Genomic DNA, 21,472 nt, shown 5'->3' on the forward strand with positions numbered 1-21,472 from the left:
TGTATTTGTTACATATATCCTACTAAAAAAACCATCCGGCTTGAAGTTTTAGATAGGTGGTTTTGGGTTTTTATTTTTCATGCAAAGGGATTAGCCGGAGAGTATGAAAAAATCAATCTATTTTAACATGTTTGAATCGGTTATGGTAATTTGATTTAAACTCATAGACTATTTTTTTTATTTCGACTACCTCGGGTTTCGTTACCGACATTTAAAACAATTTCCGAATGTAAATATTCAGCCGCAGCGGCAGAATCTTTTACTTTTGTGGCACTACGATGTACCATTTCTGTTTCATAATCGGATAAAATTGAATCTCGGAGACCTTTTGTTTTCCATGAAGTAGAATTTTTACATCCTATATGAATTTTTCTGGCTAAAGAAATTGCATCTAACAAAGCCTGATTTGCACCTTGACCTTTAAATGGACTCATTGGATGTGCAGCGTCTCCAATTAGAGTGATATTTTTAGCGTTTTTTAACTGTTCTGTTTGTAAAGTTTGTCTGTCGTAAACTGGATATCCTGAAATTTCGGTTTCATTAGTTGCTGCAATTATTTGTGGAATGGGACTATGCCATTGCGTTTTTTTTGCCGCTTCTTCTTTTAATGCTTTTGTTCCTTTACTGCTTAGTTCTTTTGCATCTTCTTCTGTCATTGGAAAACTAAGTTGCCACATTATAGAATTTTTGGTAAAGGGCATCATGTAAATTCTCTCGTTCCCATTTGCGGTTTGGAAAACGGTTTCCGAATCAAGTAAATCGCTTTCTAAATTTTGCAAATTTTCTAAAGAACAAATCCCGAGAATTACAATACAACCTAAATAGCGTAAAGGATAATCTTGTTCATTAATGACTTGCTTTCGAACAGAACTTCTAATTCCGTCTGCGCCAACTAAAAGATTAGTTTTGAATTTTTTTAATTCGCCATTAACCTGAAAAGCTAAGTTAATTTCGTTATTTTCAAGTTCGTTGATACTGGTTAATTGATGTCCCCACTTTACAGAATTACTATCAGTAAGCTGATTGAGTAACTGCATTCGTAGGGATTGTCTAGGAATATGGATGTTTTTTCTTTTTGAGTTTTCTTCCGAAGAAGTATTTGATGTAGAGTTGTTAGGCAGCCATTTTCTTAAACCCCATTCGCCAATTATTTTCCCATCAGTAGTATGCACGATGTGTTTTGAAGAAATTATGGCGTCTTTTAAATTGTTGATTCCAAATGCTTCAATTGTCTTACTTGCTTGTTGTAAAGTTAAGCCATACCCTTGTGATCGGTCGTTAACGGTATTGTCGCGTTCAAATAGTGTAAAAGGAATTTTTCGATGTAAACAGGCTACAGCTAATGCTGTACCACCAATTCCTCCACCAATAATTGCAACATGAGGTAAGTTTTCTGTATCTGGTTGTATTTCATTTACTGAAGTAAGAATTCCAGTTCCATTACATGTTTTACAAGAATATTTTTGACCAATTGGTGGGGTAGGGACTATTTGATTAGAAGTTGAATTTGAATATTTTTCTAAAGAAATTTGATATTGAAGCCGTGCTTTTTTACTTATTTTACGTGTTTTCTTTCCAATTCCGGCACAGTCTTCACAACTAGTAAAATATGTTTTTATGTTTTCCTCTTTTTCCACTTCCATCATTGTTTTATGCGAAATCAAAATTTTATTACAGTAGATTTATTATTAGATAAAAGTACTTTTTAAATGTAATGTTCTTATTTTTTAGTTGTTTTCAAATGTACAAATTTAATAGTTCTATTAATAGTATAAGACCTAATTCACAATCAATGCCTGAGCCGAAATAGTGAAAAAAAATCCGACTTGTGGTGGAGTCGGATTTTTGTTTGTTTTGTAGGTAAGGATTGTAAATCCGCTATCGGTTTTTTTTTATTTGTGTTATCTTGGTTAAAATTATTGTATTGAAATCCATGTAGAATTATTTGTTGGTACGGAACAACTATCACCACCCTCGTTTTCATCAAACTTCCAGTCATCAGTATTTATTTTAGGATTATCATATAAATAAAAAAACTTATCAGTTTTAAAACTATATGCAAGTAATAAATTATATACATGACCACATCCAGGACATTCATCTCCTTCAATTATTTCATAAAATGGTAAGGTAAAGTATTTATCACCATTAATTGTAGTGGTATGATAAACTTGTCCACGGTTTCCTTGTCTTTCAAATTTTGTGTTTTTTTCTTTTTCCAACTTAACAATTGCAGATTCTGTTAATTTAGATAAACTATCTTCATTAAATTCTATATAATTATAATCTCCATTTTGATTTTTTTGAAGTCTAAAAATAATATTCTCCATATTCATCATTCCATAAAAAATACGATTGACTAAAATTAAATCATCAGATAATTCTCCGAATGAATATTGTGAGTAACCAAATCCATAATCACCATATTCAGACAGTAAATTATAATGAGATTCTTCAAAAACTTTTTTAGAATTTGATTTTTTTATTAAAGCAAATAATTTATTTTGAAATTCTTTAAAAAATTTATCTTTTTGGATGGTATAATCTTCATTGATATATTTTGTTATTAAATTTTTTAAAGCTTCTTTGTTTAAGTTTGGGTCATTCTTTATTGACTCTTCAAAATTTACGGCAACATAATATTGTTTTAAAAAATTTAAGACACCTTTATTAGTTAATGTATCTTTATTTTTAAAAATTTCATCAGAAGTTAGTAGATTCTCTGAATTAATATTTTTCAAGTTGTTATCATTCTTACAAGAAATAATTAAATTACTCAAAATAAAACTCATTAAAAGGATTTTTTTCATAAAAAAAAGAATTATTTTACTACTTACTTTCAGTATTTTAAGTCGCTGTTTCGGTTTTTCCGACTTTTTTAATATTTCTAAATTTTAAATTAAATGTAATATTTATTTTCAAATATAATTAATTTTTCCTACAAACCCTTTCCAAGTTATCAACAAAAAAATCCGACTTGCTTTCACAAATCGGATTTCTATATACTTTGTACTTAAAACTTCGTACCTCGTACTTATAAGTGAATCACTTCACCGTAAGCCTCAGCCACAGCTTCCATAACCGCTTCACTCATAGTAGGGTGAGGGTGAACTGCTTTTAAGATTTCGTGTCCTGTAGTTTCTAATTTACGCGCTACAACTGCTTCTGCAATCATATCAGTAACACCAGCACCAATCATGTGGCAACCTAACCATTCACCGTATTTAGCATCAAAAATTACTTTTACAAATCCGTCTGGAGTTCCTGCAGCTTTTGCTTTTCCTGAAGCTGAAAATGGGAATTTACCTACTTTAATTTCGTATCCTTTTTCTTTCGCTTGTTTTTCAGTCATACCCACAGAAGCAATTTCTGGAGTCGCATACGTACAACCTGGAATGTTTCCATAGTCTAACGCTTCTACGTGTAAACCTGCAATTTTTTCAACACATAAAATACCTTCAGCCGAAGCAACGTGTGCTAAAGCTTGTCCTGGCGTTACATCACCAATAGCGTAGTAACCTGGAACGTTAGTTTGGTAATATGCGTTTACTAAGATTTTATCTCTATCGGTAGCAATACCTGTTTCTTCTAATCCGATGTTTTCGATGTTGGTTTTAATTCCAACTGCTGATAATAAAATATCGGCTTCTAAAACTTCTTCTCCTTTTGCTGTTTTAACGAATGCTTTAACTCCGTTTCCTGAAGTATCAATTCTTTCTACAGAAGAATTTGTCATTACGTTGATTCCTGCTTTTTTCAACGAACGCTCAAATTGTTTTGAGATGTCTTCGTCTTCTACTGGAACTACGTTTGGCATGAATTCTACGATTGTAACTTCAGTTCCCATTGCGTTATAGAAATGAGCAAACTCAACTCCAATCGCACCAGAACCTACTACAATCATTTTCTTTGGTTGTTCCGCTAACGTCATCGCTTGACGGTATCCGATTACTTTTTTACCATCTTGCGGTAAGTTTGGTAATTCGCGAGAACGCGCTCCTGTTGCAATGATAATATGATCTGCAGTATATTCAGTTACTTTTCCGTCAGCAGCAGTTACGTCTACTTTTTTACCTGGTTTTACTTTTCCAAAACCATCAATAACGTCGATTTTATTTTTCTTCATTAAGAATTGAACACCTTTGCTCATTCCTTCTGCTACATCACGAGAACGTTTTACAACAGCAGAAAAATCTTTGTCAAATTCCTTAACGGTTAATCCGTAATCTGAAGCATGTTTTAGGTAATCAAAAACTTGAGCCGATTTTAATAATGCTTTCGTTGGAATACAACCCCAATTCAAACAAATTCCACCCAAATTTTCTTTTTCGATAACGGCTACTTTGAAGCCTAATTGTGATGCTCTAATAGCAGTTACATAACCACCAGGACCACTTCCTAAAACTATGATATCGTATTTCATTTTTAAAAGTATTTCAGTTTTATTTATAAGTTGCGAATTTAAGGAATTATTTCAAATTATTCTACTTCCACGGCAAATTGAGAATCATATAGTTTTTTGTAGTAACCATTTGCTTTTGTTAACAATTCTTGATGTGTGCCTTGTTCCACAATTTGACCTTTGTCCATTACAATAATTTTACTTGCATTAACAATGGTTGCCAAGCGATGTGCAATAACTATAGAAGTTCTATCCTTAGTAATGGTTTCCGTAGCTTTTTGAATTAATTCCTCAGAATGCGTGTCGATTGATGATGTGGCTTCATCCAAAATCAAAATACTTGGATTACTCACATACGCTCTCAAAAAGGCAATCAATTGGCGCTGACCAGAAGATAACATTACACCGCGTTCTTTTACATTGTAATCGTAGCCTTCAGGTAAACTCATAATGAAATCGTGTACGCCAATTTTCTTAGCCGCAGTGATAACATCTTCTCTTGTAATGGCTTCGTTATGAAGGGTAATGTTGTGATAAATGGTATCGGCAAACAAGAAAACATCTTGTAACACAATAGCAATTTGCTTGCGAAGACTTTCTAATGTATATTCGTTAATGTTGTGATTGTCAATAGTAATTTCACCCGAATTGATTTCGTAAAAACGATTCAATAAATTGATGATGGTCGATTTTCCAGCACCTGTACTTCCCACAATAGCGATAGTTTCACCAGGTTGGACTTCTAAATTAATGCCTTTTAAAACTTCTTCATCTTTGATGTAGCTAAAACGAACGTCTTTCAACTGAATAAAGCCTTTAAAATGAGTCGCTTCAACTGTTCCTTTATCTTGAACGTTTTCGTCTTTCTCTAGAATTTCGAATACTCTATCAGCGGCTACAATTCCCATTTGCATCACGTTAAATTTATCCGCAATTTGACGCAATGGATTGTAAAGCATAGAAATATACATATTAAAGGCAACTAATTGACCAATTGAAGTATCAGTATCTCCATTAATAATCCATAATGCACCAAAATAAACGACCAATCCAATGCTAATATTAGAGATAATATCGGCAATAGGGAAGAAGATGGAATTGTATAAAATGTTTTTCAACCAAGCTACATTGTGTTTCTGATTGATTTCTTTGAACTTCTCTAATTCAATCGCTTCTCGGTTGAAAAGCTGTACGATTTTCATTCCGGTTAAACGTTCTTGAACAAAAGTATTTAGATTCGCAATTTCGTTTCTAACTTCGTTAAAAGCGACTTTCATTTTTTTATTAAAAATGTTTGTTGCTATTAGTATTATTGGCATTATTGCAAGGACAATTCCCGTAATTTTCCAATTGACAATAAGCATAAAAGCAATTACGATTATCATTTTTAAAACATCACTAATAATCATAAATAATCCTTGACTGAATATACTAGCAATTGATTCAATATCCGAAACCGAACGCGTTACTAATTTTCCAACAGGCTCATTATCAAAATACTTCATTTTAAACGAAGTAATATGATCGTATAGTTTGTTTCGTAAATCTTTAATGATGTCTTGTCCTAACCAATTCGCAATGTAAGTAAAGTAAAATTGTGAGATAGCTTCAAGTAAAAGCGCCACAAACATTATAATTACTAATATTTTAAGGTTGGAGAAATTATCGTTTCCAGGAAAGATGGAAAGCATCAAACCTTCAAAATACTGCTGAATTACATCAGTTTCTTTTTTTACTTCAATTAGATAATTGTCAATCGTAAAATTCAATAAAAATGGTCTAAAAGCACTAATAAAAGCTAAGGATACAGCCCAAAAGCACACAAAGTATAATTTCCCTTTATGCGGTTTTGCGTAAACTAGCAATTTATTAAACGACGATTTTTTTCTTTTACTCATTAATTTTTTTCTCTTTCTTTTATGTAGGGATAAGCAACATTCACCAAATACAATCCATGTGCTGGAACTGAAAATCCGGCTTTTCCTCTGTTTTTACTTTCGATAATCGTTCTTAAATCAGCGACTTCAATCTTTCCTAAACCGATGTTTACCATCGTTCCCACAATCGCTCTTACCATATTGCGCAAAAATCGATCGGCTGTGATGGTAAAGATAAGTTGATTTCCCGATTGTTTCCAATGTGCTTCTGAAATTTTACAATTAAAGGTATTCACATCGGTGTGCACTTTGGAAAAACACTCAAAATCGATGTATTCAAACAAAATTTTACACGCTTCATTCATTTTATCCATGTCCAATTGATGGGAATGATACCAGCTTCCATCAGTAATAAATGCATCTTTAAACGTGTGCATGTAATATTCGTAAGTTCTGGAAGAGGCATCAAAACGCGCATGAGCATCTTCCGCCACTTTAAAAATTCGATACACCACAATTGATGGCGGTAAAAACGAATTCAATTTGTGCGACCAATAATCGGAATCCAATTCCAATTCGGTTTCAAAATGCGCATACATTTGCTTAGCATGCACGCCTGAATCGGTTCTTCCGGCGCCTACTATAGCGATAGTTTCTCTGAAAAGGGTAGAAAGTGCCTTCTCCAAAGTTTCCTGTACCGAAGCGGCGTCAGGCTGACTCTGAAATCCGTGGAAGTTTTTTCCGTTGTAGGCAAATTCTATGAAATATCTCAAAATAGGGTGTTCCGTTTTCTTAAATAGCTTGCAAATTTACAAAATTCAAAAGTAAAGTTACTTTCAAATTGTGATAATAAAAACTTAATTTTGTCTTATGAAGAAAATTCTTTTGTTATCCGATACGCACAGTCATATTGATGATGCCATTTTGAAATATGTCAACCAAGCCGATGAAGTTTGGCACGCAGGCGATATTGGCGATTTAGCAGTTACTGATGCCATAAAAAAATTAAAACCACTTCGAGGTGTTTATGGTAATATCGACGATGATAAAGCGCGAATGGAATTCCCATTAAACAATCGTTTTTTCTGTGAAGGAGTAGAAGTTTGGATTACGCATATTGGCGGTTATCCTGATAAATACAACCCATCAATACGAGCAGAAATCACTAAAAATCCTCCGAAATTATTTATTTGCGGTCATTCTCACATTTTAAAAGTACAATTTGATAAGAAGTTGAATTTACTACACATGAATCCAGGCGCTTGTGGAAAATATGGTTTTCATCAAGTAAGAACGATGTTGCGCTTTGAAATTGATGGCGATAAAATCCAGAGTTTAGAAGTGATTGAGTTGGGTAAGAAGTAGTTCTCAAACTTCAAAATTCGTTGTTCCAAGTTCGTTATTTAACATTCAAAACAAAAAAATCCGAAACTTTCGCTTCGGATTTTTTCTTCGCACTAATAAACTAAGATGATAGGTTTATCGTAATCGATCAACAGATTTTACGAGATCTTCGTCCTTTTTTATTGCCTTGTTGGCCAAGACTAATAAAACGATAGAAATTGCAGGAAGAAACATCCCAATACCCTTCTCTGAAACATTAGTTTCTCCGGATAAGTTTAGCGAGCGATACACAAAAAATCCTAGTAAAATAAAGTTAAATATCATGTTCAATCTGTTTAACACAAATTGATGTTGTCTCTTTTTAAAATTGATAATACTAAAAACCGCTAATAAAGCCGATACTACAAAAAACACAATGTATAATAATGAAGATGTAAAAAACACCTCTTTTTTATCTGTTGTCGTCCATAAGGAAAATACAAAAGGCAAAGCACCCATAGCTATTGCGCTGATTGCCATATAAACCGTTTGAATTCTTTGTAACATTGTTCTCTACTTTTGTAAAGCAAAAATAGTATTTCTTTTCAATTAAAACTATTGTTATATCCAAATTTATTCGTATTATTGCATAGTATTAGTCGTAAGTACTTCATTCTACGACACCTTACGCCTCAAAAAAAAATCTATCTTTTTTTTGTTTTAACTCAATCAACAATTTTATTCAACTTATATCCATGTTTGATATTGAAGTATTAAAGGAGATGAAACTCTCTGATTTGCAAGAGATTGCAAAAGTGGCTAAAATCAACAAATACCGTTCACTTAAAAAAGATGATTTGGTATATCAGATTTTAGACCTACAAGCAGCTAAACCAGAAGTAATTAAATCAGAATTACCTAAAGAAGTAGCCGCAGACCAACCTAAAGAAAAAAGAGCGCGAATGCTTCCTAAAAAAGAAGTTAGTCAAGCGCCAAAAATCAAAAAAGATTTGTTTTCGAAACCTTTGAAAGACTTACCAGAAGAAATTATTCCGATTGTAGAAGAAAAAGTAGTTGAAGAAATCAAAGCTACTGAAACCAAAGCAGTTTCGCCAAAACCAAATGACAAGTTGCCTCGTAAAGATTTTAAAAACAAAAAACCTTTACCAAACAAAGTAGTTGCAACCGATGCTACTACTACAGCTGAAAAGCCAACAACAGAAGCTACTACTACTGAAACTCCACAAAATGATAAAAATTTGCCTAAAAACCCTAATTTCAAGGCAAATCAAAATAATCCCAACCATCCTGATTACAAAAAAAGTAATCCTACCGAAGGAAATAATGGAAACAACGGGAACAACGGAAATACCAACAAAAATCCTCATCAAAACAAAAAGCCAAATTTTAGAGAACCTGATTTTGAGTTCGATGGAATTATTGAAAGTGAAGGCGTTTTAGAAATGATGCCTGATGGTTACGGATTTTTACGTTCGTCAGATTACAACTACTTAGCGTCTCCAGATGATATTTATTTATCAACGTCTCAAATTCGTTTGTTCGGATTAAAAACGGGTGATACTGTAAAAGGAGTAGTGCGTCCTCCGAAAGAAGGTGAAAAGTATTTTCCATTAGTAAAAGTATTAAAAATCAATGGTCACGACCCACAAGTCGTACGTGATAGAATTTCATTCGAACATTTAACTCCAGTTTTCCCAACAGAAAAATTCAACTTGGCAGAACGTAATAGTACGGTTTCAACTCGTATTATCGACTTGTTTTCACCAATTGGAAAAGGGCAACGTGGTATGATTGTAGCGCAACCAAAAACAGGTAAAACCATGTTATTGAAAGATGTTGCGAATGCCATTGCAGCGAATCATCCTGAAGTGTATCTAATTGTTTTACTTATCGACGAACGTCCTGAAGAGGTAACCGATATGCAACGTAGCGTTCGTGGTGAAGTTATTGCTTCAACTTTTGATAGAGAGCCACAAGAACACGTTAAGATTGCTAATATCGTATTAGAAAAAGCAAAACGTTTGGTAGAATGTGGTCACGATGTAGTGATTTTATTAGACTCGATTACACGTTTAGCAAGAGCTTATAACACAGTACAACCAGCTTCTGGAAAAGTATTGAGTGGTGGAGTAGATGCGAATGCGTTACAAAAACCAAAACGTTTCTTTGGAGCTGCTCGTAATGTAGAAAATGGTGGTTCGTTAAGTATCATCGCAACAGCATTAACAGAAACAGGTTCTAAAATGGACGAAGTTATCTTTGAGGAATTCAAAGGAACTGGTAACATGGAATTACAATTGGATAGAAGAATTTCTAACAAACGTATTTTCCCTGCTATCGACTTGGTTTCTTCAAGTACGCGTCGTGATGACTTGTTATTGGACGAAAATACCATTCAAAGAATGTGGATTATGCGTAAATACTTAGCTGATATGAACCCAGTAGAAGCTATGGATTTCATCCACGACCGATTTAAGAAAACCCGAAACAACGAAGAATTTTTAATTTCGATGAATCAATAAGAATAAAACTCCGATGAAAATCGGAGTTTTTTTATAATTCTATTTTTAGATGTGTTTTTAAATGTTTTTACTTGTAATTCAGTTTGTTATCATGTAATCATGTAAATCAAATATTTATATGTGTAACATAAATGGATAGTGTAGGAACTAAATTTACATCTAACAATAAAATAGATTATAATGAAAAATCAAATTAAATTATTCGCCTTATTATTAAGTTTAGGTTTTCTTTCTACATCATGTAGCGACGATAATGAAGGTGAAACACTTGCTCCCTTGGCAGGAAAATGGAATGTGAGTCAAGTTGGCTCTACGGTTAATGGGCAAGAAGTTTTGGTAGATGCGCCTCAAAATGAAAGCGGTTGTAATAGAGATTATTTAGATCTTAATTCTGATAACACATTAGAGGAAGGCGATTATGATTCAACTTTAGCTCCTTGTGCTATATATACTAAAGCAGGAATTTATTCAAGATCACATAACAATTTAACTACTGTAGTTGATGGAGTAAGTATTACTAAAGATATTGTTAACTTGACGCTTACAGAATTAAAATTAAGTGATGCTAATGGTGTAATTATCGTTTATGTTAGGGATTAATTTGTGTTAGGTTTAAATTGAAAACGGAAATAACTTCAAGGTTGTTTCCGTTTTTTTATTTTAATCTCTCTAAAATCCTTTTTCGTTTTACGATATTCTTGAATTCGAGTATTGTTTCAATCAAATGTAATAAAAAACTCCGAGAAGTATCGGAGCTTATTAATGCTATTTAAAAAAACAGATTTAAGAAATTAAAGGCATTTTAAAAATCTGTGAAAATCCGTTAAATCTGTGTTATCTGCGTTCCAAAAAAATTAAAAACCATTCACAATAGCTAAAAAGTCATCTGCTTTTAAAGCGGCACCGCCAATTAATCCTCCATCTACATCTGGTTTTGAGAAGATTTCTTTAGCGTTGTCTGGTTTTACACTTCCTCCGTATAAAATGGTTAAGTTGTCTGCAATATCAAAACCATATACTTTTTCAACTAACGTTCTAATGAATTTGTGCATTTCTTGTGCTTGTTCTGGAGAAGCGGTTTCGCCTGTTCCAATTGCCCAAACCGGTTCGTAAGCTAATACAATATTTGCCCAATCTTTCTTTTCTAAATGGAACAAACCATCACGTAATTGGTATTCTACTACATTAAAATGATTGTCATTTTGGCGGTCTTTTAATTCTTCACCAAAGCAGAAAATAACTCGCATTTCATGTTTTAAAGCCGTATCGACTTTACTAGCTAACAAAGCATCGGTTTCATGAAAATACGCACGTCTTTCGCTGTGACCTAAAATTACGGTGTTTATTCCGATATCAGTTAACATTCCCGCTGCAATTTCACCAGTAAAAGCGCCACCTTCAGCTTGGTGCATGTTTTGTGCTGTTACAGTAATTCCTTTTCCATTCGTTATTTCAACTGCTTTGGCTAAGTTTACAAAGGTAGGAGCTACAATAATTTCAGTTGAAGTATTTGGTTTTTTAGCGATAATTTCTTCGATTAATGCAATAGTTTCCTGTTGGTTTTTATGCATTTTCCAGTTTCCGGCAACGATATTTTTTCTCATTGAAATTTCATTTTTATTAATTTCAAAAGTACTAATTTGTTTGTTTAATTAGTATTTTTTGGTCACCTCTTTGTAATAAATTTACGCAAAGGTTTGCGAAGATTCGACGATTTATTTAACCTTGTTTAATACCTCTTTTATTTTGTCAAAATCTTTTTCTATGGCTCTGTATAAAACAATTTTACCAGTTTTGTCTACAATTAAATATCTTGGAATCCAATCTACATCTAATGATTTTCCGAATGTTCCTTTCATGTTATCACCTATGAAATAATTTTCACCTTCTACTTCATATTTTTCGATTCCTTGAATCCATTTTTCAGATGTTTTGTCAAATGATAAGTTTACAAAAACAACGTCTTTACCATAAGTTTGGTTTAATTTTTTTACTTCTGGCATTGCTTTGATACAATCTGAACACCATGAAGCCCAAAGTTCTATAAATATAGTCTTTCCTTCATGTTTTTTTACTATTTCTTGAAATGAAATTGGTTTATCTTCAGTTGTTTTTAAAACATAATTAAGACTTTCATTTTTAAAGGTAGTTTCTTCTTTTTGTGCACATCCTAAAGTGCTGATTAGCATAGTAGCTAAAACGAACATTTTCTTTATCATAATTTCACTTTTTATTTATTTGAAACAAACAGGCATATAGTTTTCAGTTTAATTGCTTTTTTTTAAAAGTTTTTATAGAATAAAATCTTAGGATTTTATCACATTAGTCAACGTTTTAAAAATTTCTATGTTTCTATGTGTTTAAAAATTATTTTTTTAATTCCGAATACGGTTTTTTAATTAATTTTTTGAACTCAGCACCATTGAATTTATTTTCATTGATACCATCGTAGTATTTGAATTCGTTACCATTCCATAAATATTTCACTCCTGGCGTATCTCTTCCTGAACCTAATTCGGTCCAAAACGGAATCACATCAATCATTTTATATGGGAATTTCGTTCCTGCAAATTCAAAGAAGGTTGGAATTTTCTCTGGTTCTTCGTCCATGAAAATTACGTAAATAGGAGGAAAGTTCTTATCTTTTTTACGCATTTCGTTCAATTCTTTTGCGGTATCCATACAATGGTCACAACCTGGAACAAAGTAGCACAGAATCTTTTTATCAGTATCAATGCCAGGAAAATATTTCTCGTAACCCGATTTTACTTTTTTAGGAGCGTCTTCGGTTTTCTTTTCGGCTACCTTTTTAACGGTATCTTTTGTAATTGCAGCAACAGGTTCTTCATTGGACAATAAAGAAGTAGAATCTATTACAACTCCTAAATTTTCTTGAATTTCAGAAGTTGGTTCATCCATTACTTTTTCAACAGGACGAATAGGAGCCAACATGAAAAGCGCTAAAATACAGCCCAATCCAACCGATTTCAACAACCAAAAGTTCGATTTTCCATCAGCAGGAAGTAATTTGAATAACCAAACTAATAATCCAATGGCAATGATATTTTTGATAATCGCCTCAACTGGCGTCATTGGAATTAATTCTCCGAAACAACCACAGTTTCCCGCATTTCCACTCACAAAAGTCGTGTAACTCAAATGTATCGTAAATACAGCCAACAATAAAATCGTAGCTGGAATAGTGATTTTCTTCAAGTAATCTTTCAACAGGATGCAAATTCCCAATGCAAATTCAATTCCAATTAAAATTCTTGAAAAGTAAGGCGCAAAACTTTCTGAAAAACCTAATGGATACAATTGTTTTACTTCAAAAGTAGAAATTGCAAAATAAGGCGAAGGATATAATTTGGCAACAGCCGAAACAATAAATAAGGCAGAAATAATAAGGCGTAAAATCCAACTTAGGTTTTCTTTCTTCATATGTTTTTATAATTTTTATAAAAATACAACTTACTAAAAAGGTAAGCTGTTAACGACTTGTTATTTATTTTCCATTAAAATCAAAGCAAAAACAGAATAGTTGATCATGTCTTGGTAATTAGCATCAATTCCTTCCGAAACTAAAGTTTTTCCTTTGTTGTCTTCGATTTGCTTTACACGAAGTAATTTTTGAATGATTAAATCGGTTAAAGAACTGATTCGCATATCGCGCCAAGCCTCGCCGTAATCATGGTTTTTGTTTTCCATTAAGGCTTTCGTTTCTGCGATTTTTTCATCGTACAATTTCACTGCTTCATCAGCTGATATGTCAGGTTGATTGGCAACTCCTTTTTCCATTTGAATCAAAGCCATCGCACAATAATTGATTATTCCGATGAATTCTGATGCTTCACCTTCATCCACTTTACGAACTTCATTTTCTTGTAGACTACGAATTCTTTGCGCTTTAATGAAAATTTGATCGGTTAATGATGGCAAACGTAAAATACGCCATGCAGTGCCGTAATCATGCGCTTTTTTGGAAAATAAATCGCGACAAACCGCTATAACTTTATCATATTGTTGAGAAGTATTCGACATTATTTGGTGTATATTTGTGTGAAATTTTTCAAAAGTAAAAAAATAAGAACAAAGAATACCGATTCTTAACAAAGAATTTCATGTTTTTATAAGAAAACGATTTCGTAAACTGTAATTTGAAAAACTACTTTAAATGACAATTAATTGTAACGGAAATTTAATCGATTTGTCAACTCCAAAAGTAATGGGGATTTTGAATGTGACACCCAATTCTTTTTACGATGGTGGTAAGCATAAAGAAATCAATTCGATTATTCATCAGGTAGATAAAATGCTGTCGGAAGGTGCTGATTTTATTGATATTGGTGCGTATTCGAGTAAACCAAGTGCCGAATTTGTTTCGGAAGAAGAAGAAATAAAGCGTTTGGTTCACATTATTAAAGAATTGGTTGAAACATTTCCTACAATTATTTTATCGGTTGACACGTTTAGAGCTAATGTTGCTAAAGCTTCAGTAGAAAATGGAGTAGCAATAGTGAATGATATTTCAGCAGGTTTGTTAGATGATAAAATGTTGGAAACCGTTGCCGATTTAAAAGTGCCGTATATCATGATGCATATGCGTGGAAATCCTCAAACCATGCAAAGTTTGACAGATTATAATGATATTGTAAAAGAAATGATTTTCTATTTTTCGGAGCGCATTCAAAAGGCGAGAAGTTTCGGAATTTCGGATATTGTGATTGATCCTGGATTTGGTTTTGCCAAAACATTAGAACAGAATTACGAAGTATTACATAAAATGGAATTGTTTTCGATGTTAGAATTACCAATACTAGTTGGAATTTCAAGAAAATCAATGATTTATAAAGTGTTGGAAAATTCACCACAAGAAGCTTTGAACGGGACTTCGGTTTTGAATACGATTGCTTTACAAAAAGGAGCTAAAATTCTCCGAGTGCATGACGTAAAAGAAGCAGTGGAGTGTATAAAATTAGTCAGTAAATTAAAATAAATAATGAAGAAATTAGTTGCTATTGTTGCCTTGATGGGCTTGTTTTCTTGTAATAACGAAGAAGTTTTGTTGCCACAAGAAAATGTTTCGGTTATGAAAGAAATGACCGATCATTCACCTATTTACATGTTCTTTAAAACCGAAGAAAATAAAGATGATAAAGAAAAATTAGACACAATTGTGGAAGTGAATCGCAAGAACTCGATTTCTTCAACTAATTGGGTTTTCAATATAGACAAACGTTTGCCGTTGAAATTAGTCATTCCAGAAATAATGGAATTACAAGATAAAAAGAAACGCAGTTCGCACTCGAAAACTGGAACCATGAATGTTTTTACGTATTCGGATAGTGTGGCTAAGAATTTAGCTTTTTTTCCTTTTACGGACGTAGAGTTCAAGTATAGCAAGCATTTTTCTAAGTTTTTTATTAAAAAACACGCCGAACATTATAGAAACTTCCACAATTTCACAGTGAATTTCAATAAAGACAACAAAATTACCGTTGACGGAAATGATATTTCTCGTGAAGAATTTATCGATTTCATTAAAGAATTCGCCGAATTTACAAGCGATGGAAAAATCACCATGTTGCATTTGAACTTTGATAATCGCTTAACTTATGACCAATACATTCAAAATAAAATATTGGTTTGGAAAGCAACGAATAACGAAATCCAATTGTCTTCTTTCGAGTTTGTATACGATGAAAAGAAATTGCCTGAATGTGGGTGTAAGCTTTAGAAGAGTTGTGAGTTAGGAGTTTTTGAATTGAGTTAATTAGTTTTATGAGATATTTGAAGTTATTCTTTTTCTTGATAGGTTTTGTTTTTATCTCTTGTAAAGAAGATAAAAGCATGGTTGTTAACAATGATTTAGTTTCTGATGAAGAATGTATTCAACTTTTAAATGAAGTTTTATCTGATACTGTAAATTTAAAATTGATTCCTTCGAAAAGAATAATTATTTCTAATTGTGATTTTCATAGATGGAATTTAAGCGCATTTGAAAATTATTCAGATTATGATTTTTTATATGAATTGCTAGAAGAAAAAGATACTGCATTTGTAAAAAATCAAATTGATACTTTAAAATGTTTTAAAACAACTGAATTAAAAAACTTTGGTTTTCAAGTTTATGACTTCAAAAAAATATTAGATAAAGTAGAATATGATTCAATCCCGAAAGAAATAGAAAAAATCAATATTTCAAATGGGAATCCTGAATTCGGTGATGGTTTTATTATGATACAAAGACCAATTTTCAATAGAAAAAGAGATAAAATTCTTTTAAGAATTGATTACATGACTAGCGGTATCGATTATCTATTAAGTAAAAAGAATAATTCTTGGGAAAAGAAAAAAGTTGGTGGTTGGATGGAGTAATTCCTTTTACCCTTTTCCTTTATCCTTTTGCCTTAATTACTGATGATGATACGGTTCGTTTCTTAAAATCGTAAAACCTCTATAAATTTGTTCGATTACAAATAATCGTACCATTTGGTGAGAAAACGTCATTTCGGATAACGAAACTTTGCCTTGTGCTTTTTGGTAAACGGTTTCACTGAATCCGTATGGACCGCCAATTACGAATACTAAGGTTTTAGTTCCAGCATTCATTTTCTTTTGTAAAAAGTCAGAGAAACCAACACTGCTGAATGTTTTTCCGTTTTCATCTAGTAAAATTAAATGGTCGGTTGGTGTGATTTTGGATAAAATCAATTCGCCTTCCTTTTCTTTTTGTTGGGCTTCCGATAAATTTTTTACGTTTTTGATATCCGGAATAATTTCCAAATCAAATTTTACGTAAAACGACAATCGCTTGGTGTAATCATCAATTAAGGATTGTAACGATTTGTTATCAGTTTTTCCAATAGTTAAAAGGCGGATGTTCATAGGATTTGTTTTTGCAAAAATAGTAGCGTAAAACGAAAAATCACTCTTTTTAGGAGTGATTTTCTAAATTATTCAATTTTCTCTACTTCTTTAAAGTCTACTTCGCAAGCGTAAGAGAATAGTTTTTCTTTCTTAATGATATCAGCAGTTCCTTCTGGAAGCATTTCTTCCCAACCTGTTTCGCCTTTGCAAATCATTTTAAGAATTTTTCTTGAGAAAATATCTAGGTTTTTTTCTTCGTAATCTTTGATATCGATTACTTTTCCATTGAATTTGAAGAATTTATATAATTCTTTCATTCTTGGGTGTACTTTTAAGTTCTCAGAAGTAATAACGTTTCCATTATCATCTTTCATAGGATATAAGTACACTTTTAAATCGCGATAGAATAATTTTCCAAAGGCTTCTAAGATACCTCCAGATAAATGGCGGTAATATTTCTCGTCAAAGATTTCAATTAAGTTATTTACTCCCATAGCTAATCCCATACGAGCTTTAGAATAATTAGAGAAATATTCTACTACTTTGAAATATTCTTGGAAATTTGAAATCATTACGTTTTTACCTAGTTTACAAAGCAATTCAGCTCTGTCAAGGAAATCGCGTTCGTCAATTTCACCTTCTGCTTTTAAGTTGGAAAGCGTAATTTCGAAAACCACAAACGTATTTTCTTCTGCTACTTTATTTTCTTTAATAAACATGTTGTATGACTCTTCATACATGTCCATATTTACTTTTGTAACCGGTCTAAAACTTCCTCTTAAAGCTAAGATGTTTTTCTTGTATAAAACCGCTGCAGGAAGAATGTTTTTTCCATCAGGTCCAAACATTACGGCATCAGTCATTCCGTTTTTCACCAATTGTAAACTCATCAAACGATTGTCTACATTAGCAAAACGAGGACCAGAGAAGTTTATAGTATCAATTTCTAATTGGTCTTTATCTAAATGGTCGTATAAGTAGCGAAGTAATTTTTTAGGATCGTTATATTTATAAAAAGCACCATAAATTAAGTTTACCCCCAAGATTCCTAAGGTTTCTTGTTGTAATTTGGCATCATTTTCTTTAAAACGAATATGAAGAATAATTTCGTTATAATCTTCATCTGGTTCTACTTGATAAACGATTCCTACCCAACCATGGCCTTTAAATTGTTTTGCAAAATCAATTGTAGCTACGGTATTAGCATAACTAAAAAACAATTTATTAGGATGTTTGTCTCGGCTCAAACGTTGCTCAACAAGGTTAATTTCGTGAGTAAGCATTTTTCTAAGACGGCTTTCGGTAACATAGCGACCATCTTCTTCAACACCATAAATAGCGTCACTAAAATCTTTATCGTATGCCGACATAGCTTTTGCAATTGTCCCAGAAGACGCGCCAGCTCTGAAGAAATTACGAACGGTTTCTTGTCCTGCGCCAATTTCAGCGAAGGTACCATAGATACTCTCGTTAAGATTAATTCTTAAGGCTTTGTCTTTGATGGATGGGATTTGCTCAATTGCTTTATCTCCACGAACTTTGATATCTGTAACTATACTTTTCATTAATTTACCTTTGAGGCTTTAGGAATCAAAATAAAACTCTATTTGCAAAGTTAATCATTTTATAAAAACTACCATAATTATTGTTATTTTTGTGCAAAAGATAAGGCTTTGAAAATTTATTTTTTAGGAACAGGTACATCTCAAGGAATTCCAGTAATTGGAAGCCATCATTCTGTATGTTTAAGTTCAGACAAAAAAGACAACAGATTACGTGTCTCGGTTTGGATTGAAACCGAAGACGCTTCTATTGTTATCGATTGTGGTCCCGATTTTAGACAACAAATGCTAAATTCGAAATGTCCTAAAATTGATGGATTGTTATTTACACACGAACATGCCGATCATACAGCCGGTTTAGATGATATTCGTCCGTTCTTTTTTAAACAAGGTGCAATTGCCATTTATGCGCACGAACGCGTATTAAAAAATTTAGAACGTCGATTTGATTATATTTTTCAAACCGAAAACAAATATCCAGGAGCGCCTTCAGTATCTGAAAATGAAGTGATTAATGACCAGCCATTTACCGTAAATAATGAAGTTGTTATTCCTGTGAATGCTTATCATGGTTCGTTGCAAGTTTTTGGATACCGAATTCAAGATTTTGTGTATTTGACTGATATAAAAACAATGGAAGCTTCCGAAATTAAAAAAATAAAAGGATGTGAAGTATTGGTTGTAAATTGTTTAAGAGAAGAACCACATAACACACATTTTAATTTAGAAGAAGTTTTACATTTCATATCTTTGGTGCGTCCAAAAACAACTTATTTAACGCACATTAGTCATTTGTTTGGTTTTCATGAAGAAATTCAAAAGAAATTGCCAGAAAATGTGTTTGTAGCTTATGATAATTTAGAAATTAATATTTAATACTTATGAAGAATGTAATTTTGTATGCTTTGATTTTCTCGTTATTGTTTAATGTATTCCAATATGTGAATTCCACCAAAATATTAGACGCAAAAGACAAAGAAGTACTAAAAGTAAAAGCGAATTTAAAAACTTCGAGAGATTCTGTCGCTACTTTAGCAAATGCGAATTATTTTGCTTTGGAAAGTGATGAAGATGCTCAAGAATATTTCTTTTCTAACAATTTAGATTATCAAAAAGTTGCTATAAAAGTAAAAGAAGATCTTATTAGTTTGAATGCAAATAAAAATGGAAATCCGCTTGTTCCTTATGAACCAATTGATGGGAATCCATTTTTAATTAATACCTCTAAAGTTTTAAATCACAGATGGATTATTGCCGAATTTTCATGTGGTGATTTATGGGGGCAAGTTTTAATAAAATACTTTGTTTCAGAAGGAAAACCAACCGATTTTGAAACGGTAGAAACGGTTTTATACGAAAGACAAACGAAAGAATAAATAAAATACAACGCAATGTCGACTACAACTACTAAAACCCAATTAGAATGCTATTTTGAGCAATTCAGAAAAGATATAATTGGAATCAATCAAAGTTTTCAATCGCCTTTTGGGGAAAAGAAAATCATTTACACCGATTGGACAGCCAGCGGAAGATTATATCGCCCAATTGAAGAGAAATTAATGAATGATTTTGGTCCTTTTGTAGCCAATACGCATACCGAAACTTCAGTTACGGGAACAGCAATGACAATGGCGTATCATGAAGCGCGTCACATTATCAAACATCATGTAAACGCATCTGATTCGGATATTTTAATTACCGATGGAACTGGAATGACAGGTGTAGTGAATAAATTCCAACGTATTTTAGGACTTCGTATTCCAGAAAATTTAAAAGAGTTTACGGCGATTCCAAACGAGTTGAAACCAATCGTTTTTATTTCGCACATGGAACACCATTCGAATCAAACGTCTTGGTTAGAAACCATTGCAGATGTAGTGGTAATTCCAGCCGATGAAAACGGATTATTATGCATTAATGAATTAAAGAATTTACTAGAAAAATATAAAGATAGAAGTTTTAAAATTGCATCAATTACGTCGTGTTCAAACGTTACCGGAATTAGAACTCCGTATCATGAAGTAGCGAAGTTAATGCACCAAAACAACGGTGTTTGCTTTGTAGATTTTGCTTGTTCAGGTCCGTATGTGAATATTAATATGCACCCAGAAGATGCAGAAAGTTATTTAGATGCGATTTTCTTTTCGCCTCATAAATTTTTAGGTGGTCCAGGAACTTCAGGAGTTTTGATTTTTAATAAAGATTTATATAAAAATAACGTTCCAGATTGTCCTGGTGGTGGAACCGTAAGTTGGACAAACCCTTGGGGCGAGCACAAATACATCGATAATATCGAAGATAGAGAAGATGGTGGAACTCCAGGTTTCTTGCAAGTAATGAAAACCGCTTTGGCGATTCAGTTGAAAGAAAAAATGGGCGTTCAGAATATTTTAGATAGAGAACACGAGTTAGTAGATTATATTTTTGAAACTCTTGGAAATATTGATAATTTACATATTTTGGCGAACCAACACCAAGATAGGTTAGGAGTTATTTCTTTTTATATTGATGATTTACACTACAATTTAGGAGTGAAATTACTAAACGATAAATTCGGAATCCAAACGCGTGGTGGATGCAGTTGTGCTGGAACTTACGGACACTTTTTATTACACGTAGATCAAGAAACTTCGCACGATTTAGTTTGTAAAATTTCTTCAGGCGATTTAATACAAAAACCAGGATGGATTCGTATGTCAATTCACCCAACGACTACAACAGAAGAGATTGAATTTGTTTGCGAAAACATCAAAGCTCTAGCAGCTAATCACAAAGAATGGGGAACGGATTACGAGTACAATCCGAAAACCAATGAATTTGTTCATAAAAGTGCCAAAGGCGAAATCAAAGAAATGGTTCACAATTGGTTCAATTTATAAAAAGAAAAAGCTCAGT

21 protein-coding genes are annotated in these 21,472 nt (G+C 32.6%); 9 read left to right on the forward strand and 12 right to left on the reverse strand.

All coding sequences use genetic code 11. From position 1 onward, the window contains the following. Positions 1–161 precede the first annotated feature (161 nt). From C8D80_RS00750 to truA, 5 genes are all read right to left on the reverse strand, one after another. Positions 162–1,646 (reverse strand): FAD-dependent monooxygenase, encoded by a 1,485-nt coding sequence (locus C8D80_RS00750; protein ID WP_317125857.1) that lies wholly within the window; start codon positions 1,644–1,646, stop codon positions 162–164. Positions 1,647–1,916: 270 nt separating this feature from the next. After that, positions 1,917–2,810: a hypothetical protein gene (locus C8D80_RS00755; protein ID WP_133606358.1), complete on the reverse strand. Its 894-nt coding sequence runs from the start codon at positions 2,808–2,810 to the stop codon at positions 1,917–1,919. 224 nt (positions 2,811–3,034) lie between these two features. After that, positions 3,035–4,423, reverse strand: coding sequence for a dihydrolipoyl dehydrogenase (lpdA, locus tag C8D80_RS00760; protein WP_133606360.1), 1,389 nt, complete (start codon positions 4,421–4,423; stop codon positions 3,035–3,037). Between the two features lie 56 nt (positions 4,424–4,479). After that, the gene (locus tag C8D80_RS00765) at positions 4,480–6,300 is read right to left on the reverse strand and encodes an ABC transporter ATP-binding protein (RefSeq protein ID WP_133606362.1); all 1,821 of its coding nucleotides are present in this window, start codon (positions 6,298–6,300) and stop codon (positions 4,480–4,482) included. Further along, positions 6,300–7,052 (reverse strand): tRNA pseudouridine(38-40) synthase TruA, encoded by a 753-nt coding sequence (gene truA, locus C8D80_RS00770; RefSeq protein ID WP_133606364.1) that lies wholly within the window; start codon positions 7,050–7,052, stop codon positions 6,300–6,302. Before truA ends, C8D80_RS00765 begins: the two co-directional genes overlap by 1 nt. A 97-nt stretch (positions 7,053–7,149) precedes the next feature. Between truA and C8D80_RS00775 the strand changes: the two genes are divergently transcribed. Further along, positions 7,150–7,644, forward strand: a complete 495-nt coding sequence (locus C8D80_RS00775) for a metallophosphoesterase family protein (protein WP_133606366.1) — start codon at positions 7,150–7,152, stop codon at positions 7,642–7,644. Between the two features lie 114 nt (positions 7,645–7,758). Here C8D80_RS00775 and C8D80_RS00780 read toward each other — a convergent pair whose 3' ends face one another. Next, entirely contained in the window at positions 7,759–8,169 is a 411-nt protein-coding gene (locus C8D80_RS00780) for a DUF4293 domain-containing protein (RefSeq protein ID WP_133606368.1), read from the reverse strand. A 188-nt stretch (positions 8,170–8,357) separates the two neighbouring features. On the opposite strand from C8D80_RS00780, the gene rho reads away from it, so the two are divergent. Both rho and C8D80_RS00790 read left to right on the forward strand, forming a co-directional pair. After that, the gene (gene rho / locus C8D80_RS00785) at positions 8,358–10,145 is read left to right on the forward strand and encodes a transcription termination factor Rho (protein WP_133606370.1); all 1,788 of its coding nucleotides are present in this window, start codon (positions 8,358–8,360) and stop codon (positions 10,143–10,145) included. Positions 10,146–10,325: 180 nt separating this feature from the next. Further along, positions 10,326–10,745, forward strand: coding sequence for a lipocalin family protein (locus C8D80_RS00790; protein ID WP_133606372.1), 420 nt, complete (start codon positions 10,326–10,328; stop codon positions 10,743–10,745). 254 nt (positions 10,746–10,999) lie between these two features. Here C8D80_RS00790 and tpiA read toward each other — a convergent pair whose 3' ends face one another. The 4 genes from tpiA to C8D80_RS00810 form a co-directional block, all read right to left on the reverse strand. Then, complete coding sequence (gene tpiA / locus C8D80_RS00795; protein WP_133606374.1) at positions 11,000–11,749, reverse strand: triose-phosphate isomerase; 750 nt, start codon at positions 11,747–11,749, stop codon at positions 11,000–11,002. 111 nt (positions 11,750–11,860) lie between these two features. Further along, positions 11,861–12,364: a TlpA family protein disulfide reductase gene (locus C8D80_RS00800; RefSeq protein WP_199757192.1), complete on the reverse strand. Its 504-nt coding sequence runs from the start codon at positions 12,362–12,364 to the stop codon at positions 11,861–11,863. A gap of 148 nt (positions 12,365–12,512) precedes the next feature. Next, a complete protein-coding gene (locus tag C8D80_RS00805) occupies positions 12,513–13,586 on the reverse strand; it encodes a MauE/DoxX family redox-associated membrane protein (RefSeq protein WP_133606376.1) in 1,074 nt (357 codons plus the stop codon). A gap of 60 nt (positions 13,587–13,646) precedes the next feature. Continuing rightward, a complete protein-coding gene (locus tag C8D80_RS00810) occupies positions 13,647–14,186 on the reverse strand; it encodes a DUF1599 domain-containing protein (RefSeq protein ID WP_133606378.1) in 540 nt (179 codons plus the stop codon). Positions 14,187–14,319: 133 nt separating this feature from the next. Between C8D80_RS00810 and folP the strand changes: the two genes are divergently transcribed. From folP to C8D80_RS00825, 3 genes are read left to right on the forward strand one after another with little or no spacing between them, the layout of a single operon-like run. After that, positions 14,320–15,141 (forward strand): dihydropteroate synthase, encoded by an 822-nt coding sequence (gene folP, locus C8D80_RS00815; RefSeq protein WP_133606380.1) that lies wholly within the window; start codon positions 14,320–14,322, stop codon positions 15,139–15,141. Positions 15,142–15,144: 3 nt separating this feature from the next. After that, the gene (locus C8D80_RS00820) at positions 15,145–15,882 is read left to right on the forward strand and encodes a hypothetical protein (RefSeq protein WP_133606382.1); all 738 of its coding nucleotides are present in this window, start codon (positions 15,145–15,147) and stop codon (positions 15,880–15,882) included. A 44-nt stretch (positions 15,883–15,926) separates the two neighbouring features. Further along, positions 15,927–16,523, forward strand: a complete 597-nt coding sequence (locus C8D80_RS00825; protein WP_144728170.1) for a hypothetical protein — start codon at positions 15,927–15,929, stop codon at positions 16,521–16,523. Between the two features lie 36 nt (positions 16,524–16,559). Here the strand turns inward: C8D80_RS00825 and rlmH are convergent, their stop codons facing one another. Beyond that, on the reverse strand, positions 16,560–17,033 hold the full coding sequence (gene rlmH / locus C8D80_RS00830; protein WP_133606386.1) for a 23S rRNA (pseudouridine(1915)-N(3))-methyltransferase RlmH: 474 nt from the start codon (positions 17,031–17,033) through the stop codon (positions 16,560–16,562). Positions 17,034–17,101: 68 nt separating this feature from the next. Next, complete coding sequence (locus C8D80_RS00835) at positions 17,102–18,580, reverse strand: TonB-dependent receptor (RefSeq protein ID WP_133606388.1); 1,479 nt, start codon at positions 18,578–18,580, stop codon at positions 17,102–17,104. A 108-nt stretch (positions 18,581–18,688) separates the two neighbouring features. Between C8D80_RS00835 and C8D80_RS00840 the strand changes: the two genes are divergently transcribed. The 3 genes from C8D80_RS00840 to C8D80_RS00850 are packed head-to-tail and all read left to right on the forward strand — an operon-like array spanning position 18,689 to position 21,456. Further along, a complete protein-coding gene (locus C8D80_RS00840; RefSeq protein ID WP_133606390.1) occupies positions 18,689–19,453 on the forward strand; it encodes an MBL fold metallo-hydrolase in 765 nt (254 codons plus the stop codon). Between the two features lie 5 nt (positions 19,454–19,458). Next, positions 19,459–19,953: a hydrolase gene (locus C8D80_RS00845; RefSeq protein ID WP_133606392.1), complete on the forward strand. Its 495-nt coding sequence runs from the start codon at positions 19,459–19,461 to the stop codon at positions 19,951–19,953. Between the two features lie 15 nt (positions 19,954–19,968). Continuing rightward, complete coding sequence (locus C8D80_RS00850) at positions 19,969–21,456, forward strand: aminotransferase class V-fold PLP-dependent enzyme (RefSeq protein ID WP_133606394.1); 1,488 nt, start codon at positions 19,969–19,971, stop codon at positions 21,454–21,456. Positions 21,457–21,472: the final 16 nt, after the last annotated feature.

It is taken from the genome of Flavobacterium cheniae (assembly GCF_004363695.1).
Classification (GTDB): Bacteria; Bacteroidota; Bacteroidia; order Flavobacteriales; family Flavobacteriaceae; genus Flavobacterium; species Flavobacterium cheniae.

Coding starts and splice junctions, on each gene's coding strand:
- C8D80_RS00750 (WP_317125857.1), bottom strand. CDS start 1,646: ATGATGGAAGTGGAAAAAGAGGAAAACATAAAAACATATTTTACTAGT.
- C8D80_RS00755 (WP_133606358.1), bottom strand. CDS start 2,810: ATGAAAAAAATCCTTTTAATGAGTTTTATTTTGAGTAATTTAATTATT.
- lpdA (WP_133606360.1), bottom strand. CDS start 4,423: ATGAAATACGATATCATAGTTTTAGGAAGTGGTCCTGGTGGTTATGTA.
- C8D80_RS00765 (WP_133606362.1), bottom strand. CDS start 6,300: ATGAGTAAAAGAAAAAAATCGTCGTTTAATAAATTGCTAGTTTACGCA.
- C8D80_RS00775 (WP_133606366.1), top strand. CDS start 7,150: ATGAAGAAAATTCTTTTGTTATCCGATACGCACAGTCATATTGATGAT.
- C8D80_RS00780 (WP_133606368.1), bottom strand. CDS start 8,169: ATGTTACAAAGAATTCAAACGGTTTATATGGCAATCAGCGCAATAGCT.
- rho (WP_133606370.1), top strand. CDS start 8,358: ATGTTTGATATTGAAGTATTAAAGGAGATGAAACTCTCTGATTTGCAA.
- C8D80_RS00790 (WP_133606372.1), top strand. CDS start 10,326: ATGAAAAATCAAATTAAATTATTCGCCTTATTATTAAGTTTAGGTTTT.
- tpiA (WP_133606374.1), bottom strand. CDS start 11,749: ATGAGAAAAAATATCGTTGCCGGAAACTGGAAAATGCATAAAAACCAA.
- C8D80_RS00800 (WP_199757192.1), bottom strand. CDS start 12,364: ATGATAAAGAAAATGTTCGTTTTAGCTACTATGCTAATCAGCACTTTA.
- C8D80_RS00805 (WP_133606376.1), bottom strand. CDS start 13,586: ATGAAGAAAGAAAACCTAAGTTGGATTTTACGCCTTATTATTTCTGCC.
- C8D80_RS00810 (WP_133606378.1), bottom strand. CDS start 14,186: ATGTCGAATACTTCTCAACAATATGATAAAGTTATAGCGGTTTGTCGC.
- folP (WP_133606380.1), top strand. CDS start 14,320: ATGACAATTAATTGTAACGGAAATTTAATCGATTTGTCAACTCCAAAA.
- C8D80_RS00820 (WP_133606382.1), top strand. CDS start 15,145: ATGAAGAAATTAGTTGCTATTGTTGCCTTGATGGGCTTGTTTTCTTGT.
- C8D80_RS00825 (WP_144728170.1), top strand. CDS start 15,927: ATGAGATATTTGAAGTTATTCTTTTTCTTGATAGGTTTTGTTTTTATC.
- rlmH (WP_133606386.1), bottom strand. CDS start 17,033: ATGAACATCCGCCTTTTAACTATTGGAAAAACTGATAACAAATCGTTA.
- C8D80_RS00835 (WP_133606388.1), bottom strand. CDS start 18,580: ATGAAAAGTATAGTTACAGATATCAAAGTTCGTGGAGATAAAGCAATT.
- C8D80_RS00845 (WP_133606392.1), top strand. CDS start 19,459: ATGAAGAATGTAATTTTGTATGCTTTGATTTTCTCGTTATTGTTTAAT.
- C8D80_RS00850 (WP_133606394.1), top strand. CDS start 19,969: ATGTCGACTACAACTACTAAAACCCAATTAGAATGCTATTTTGAGCAA.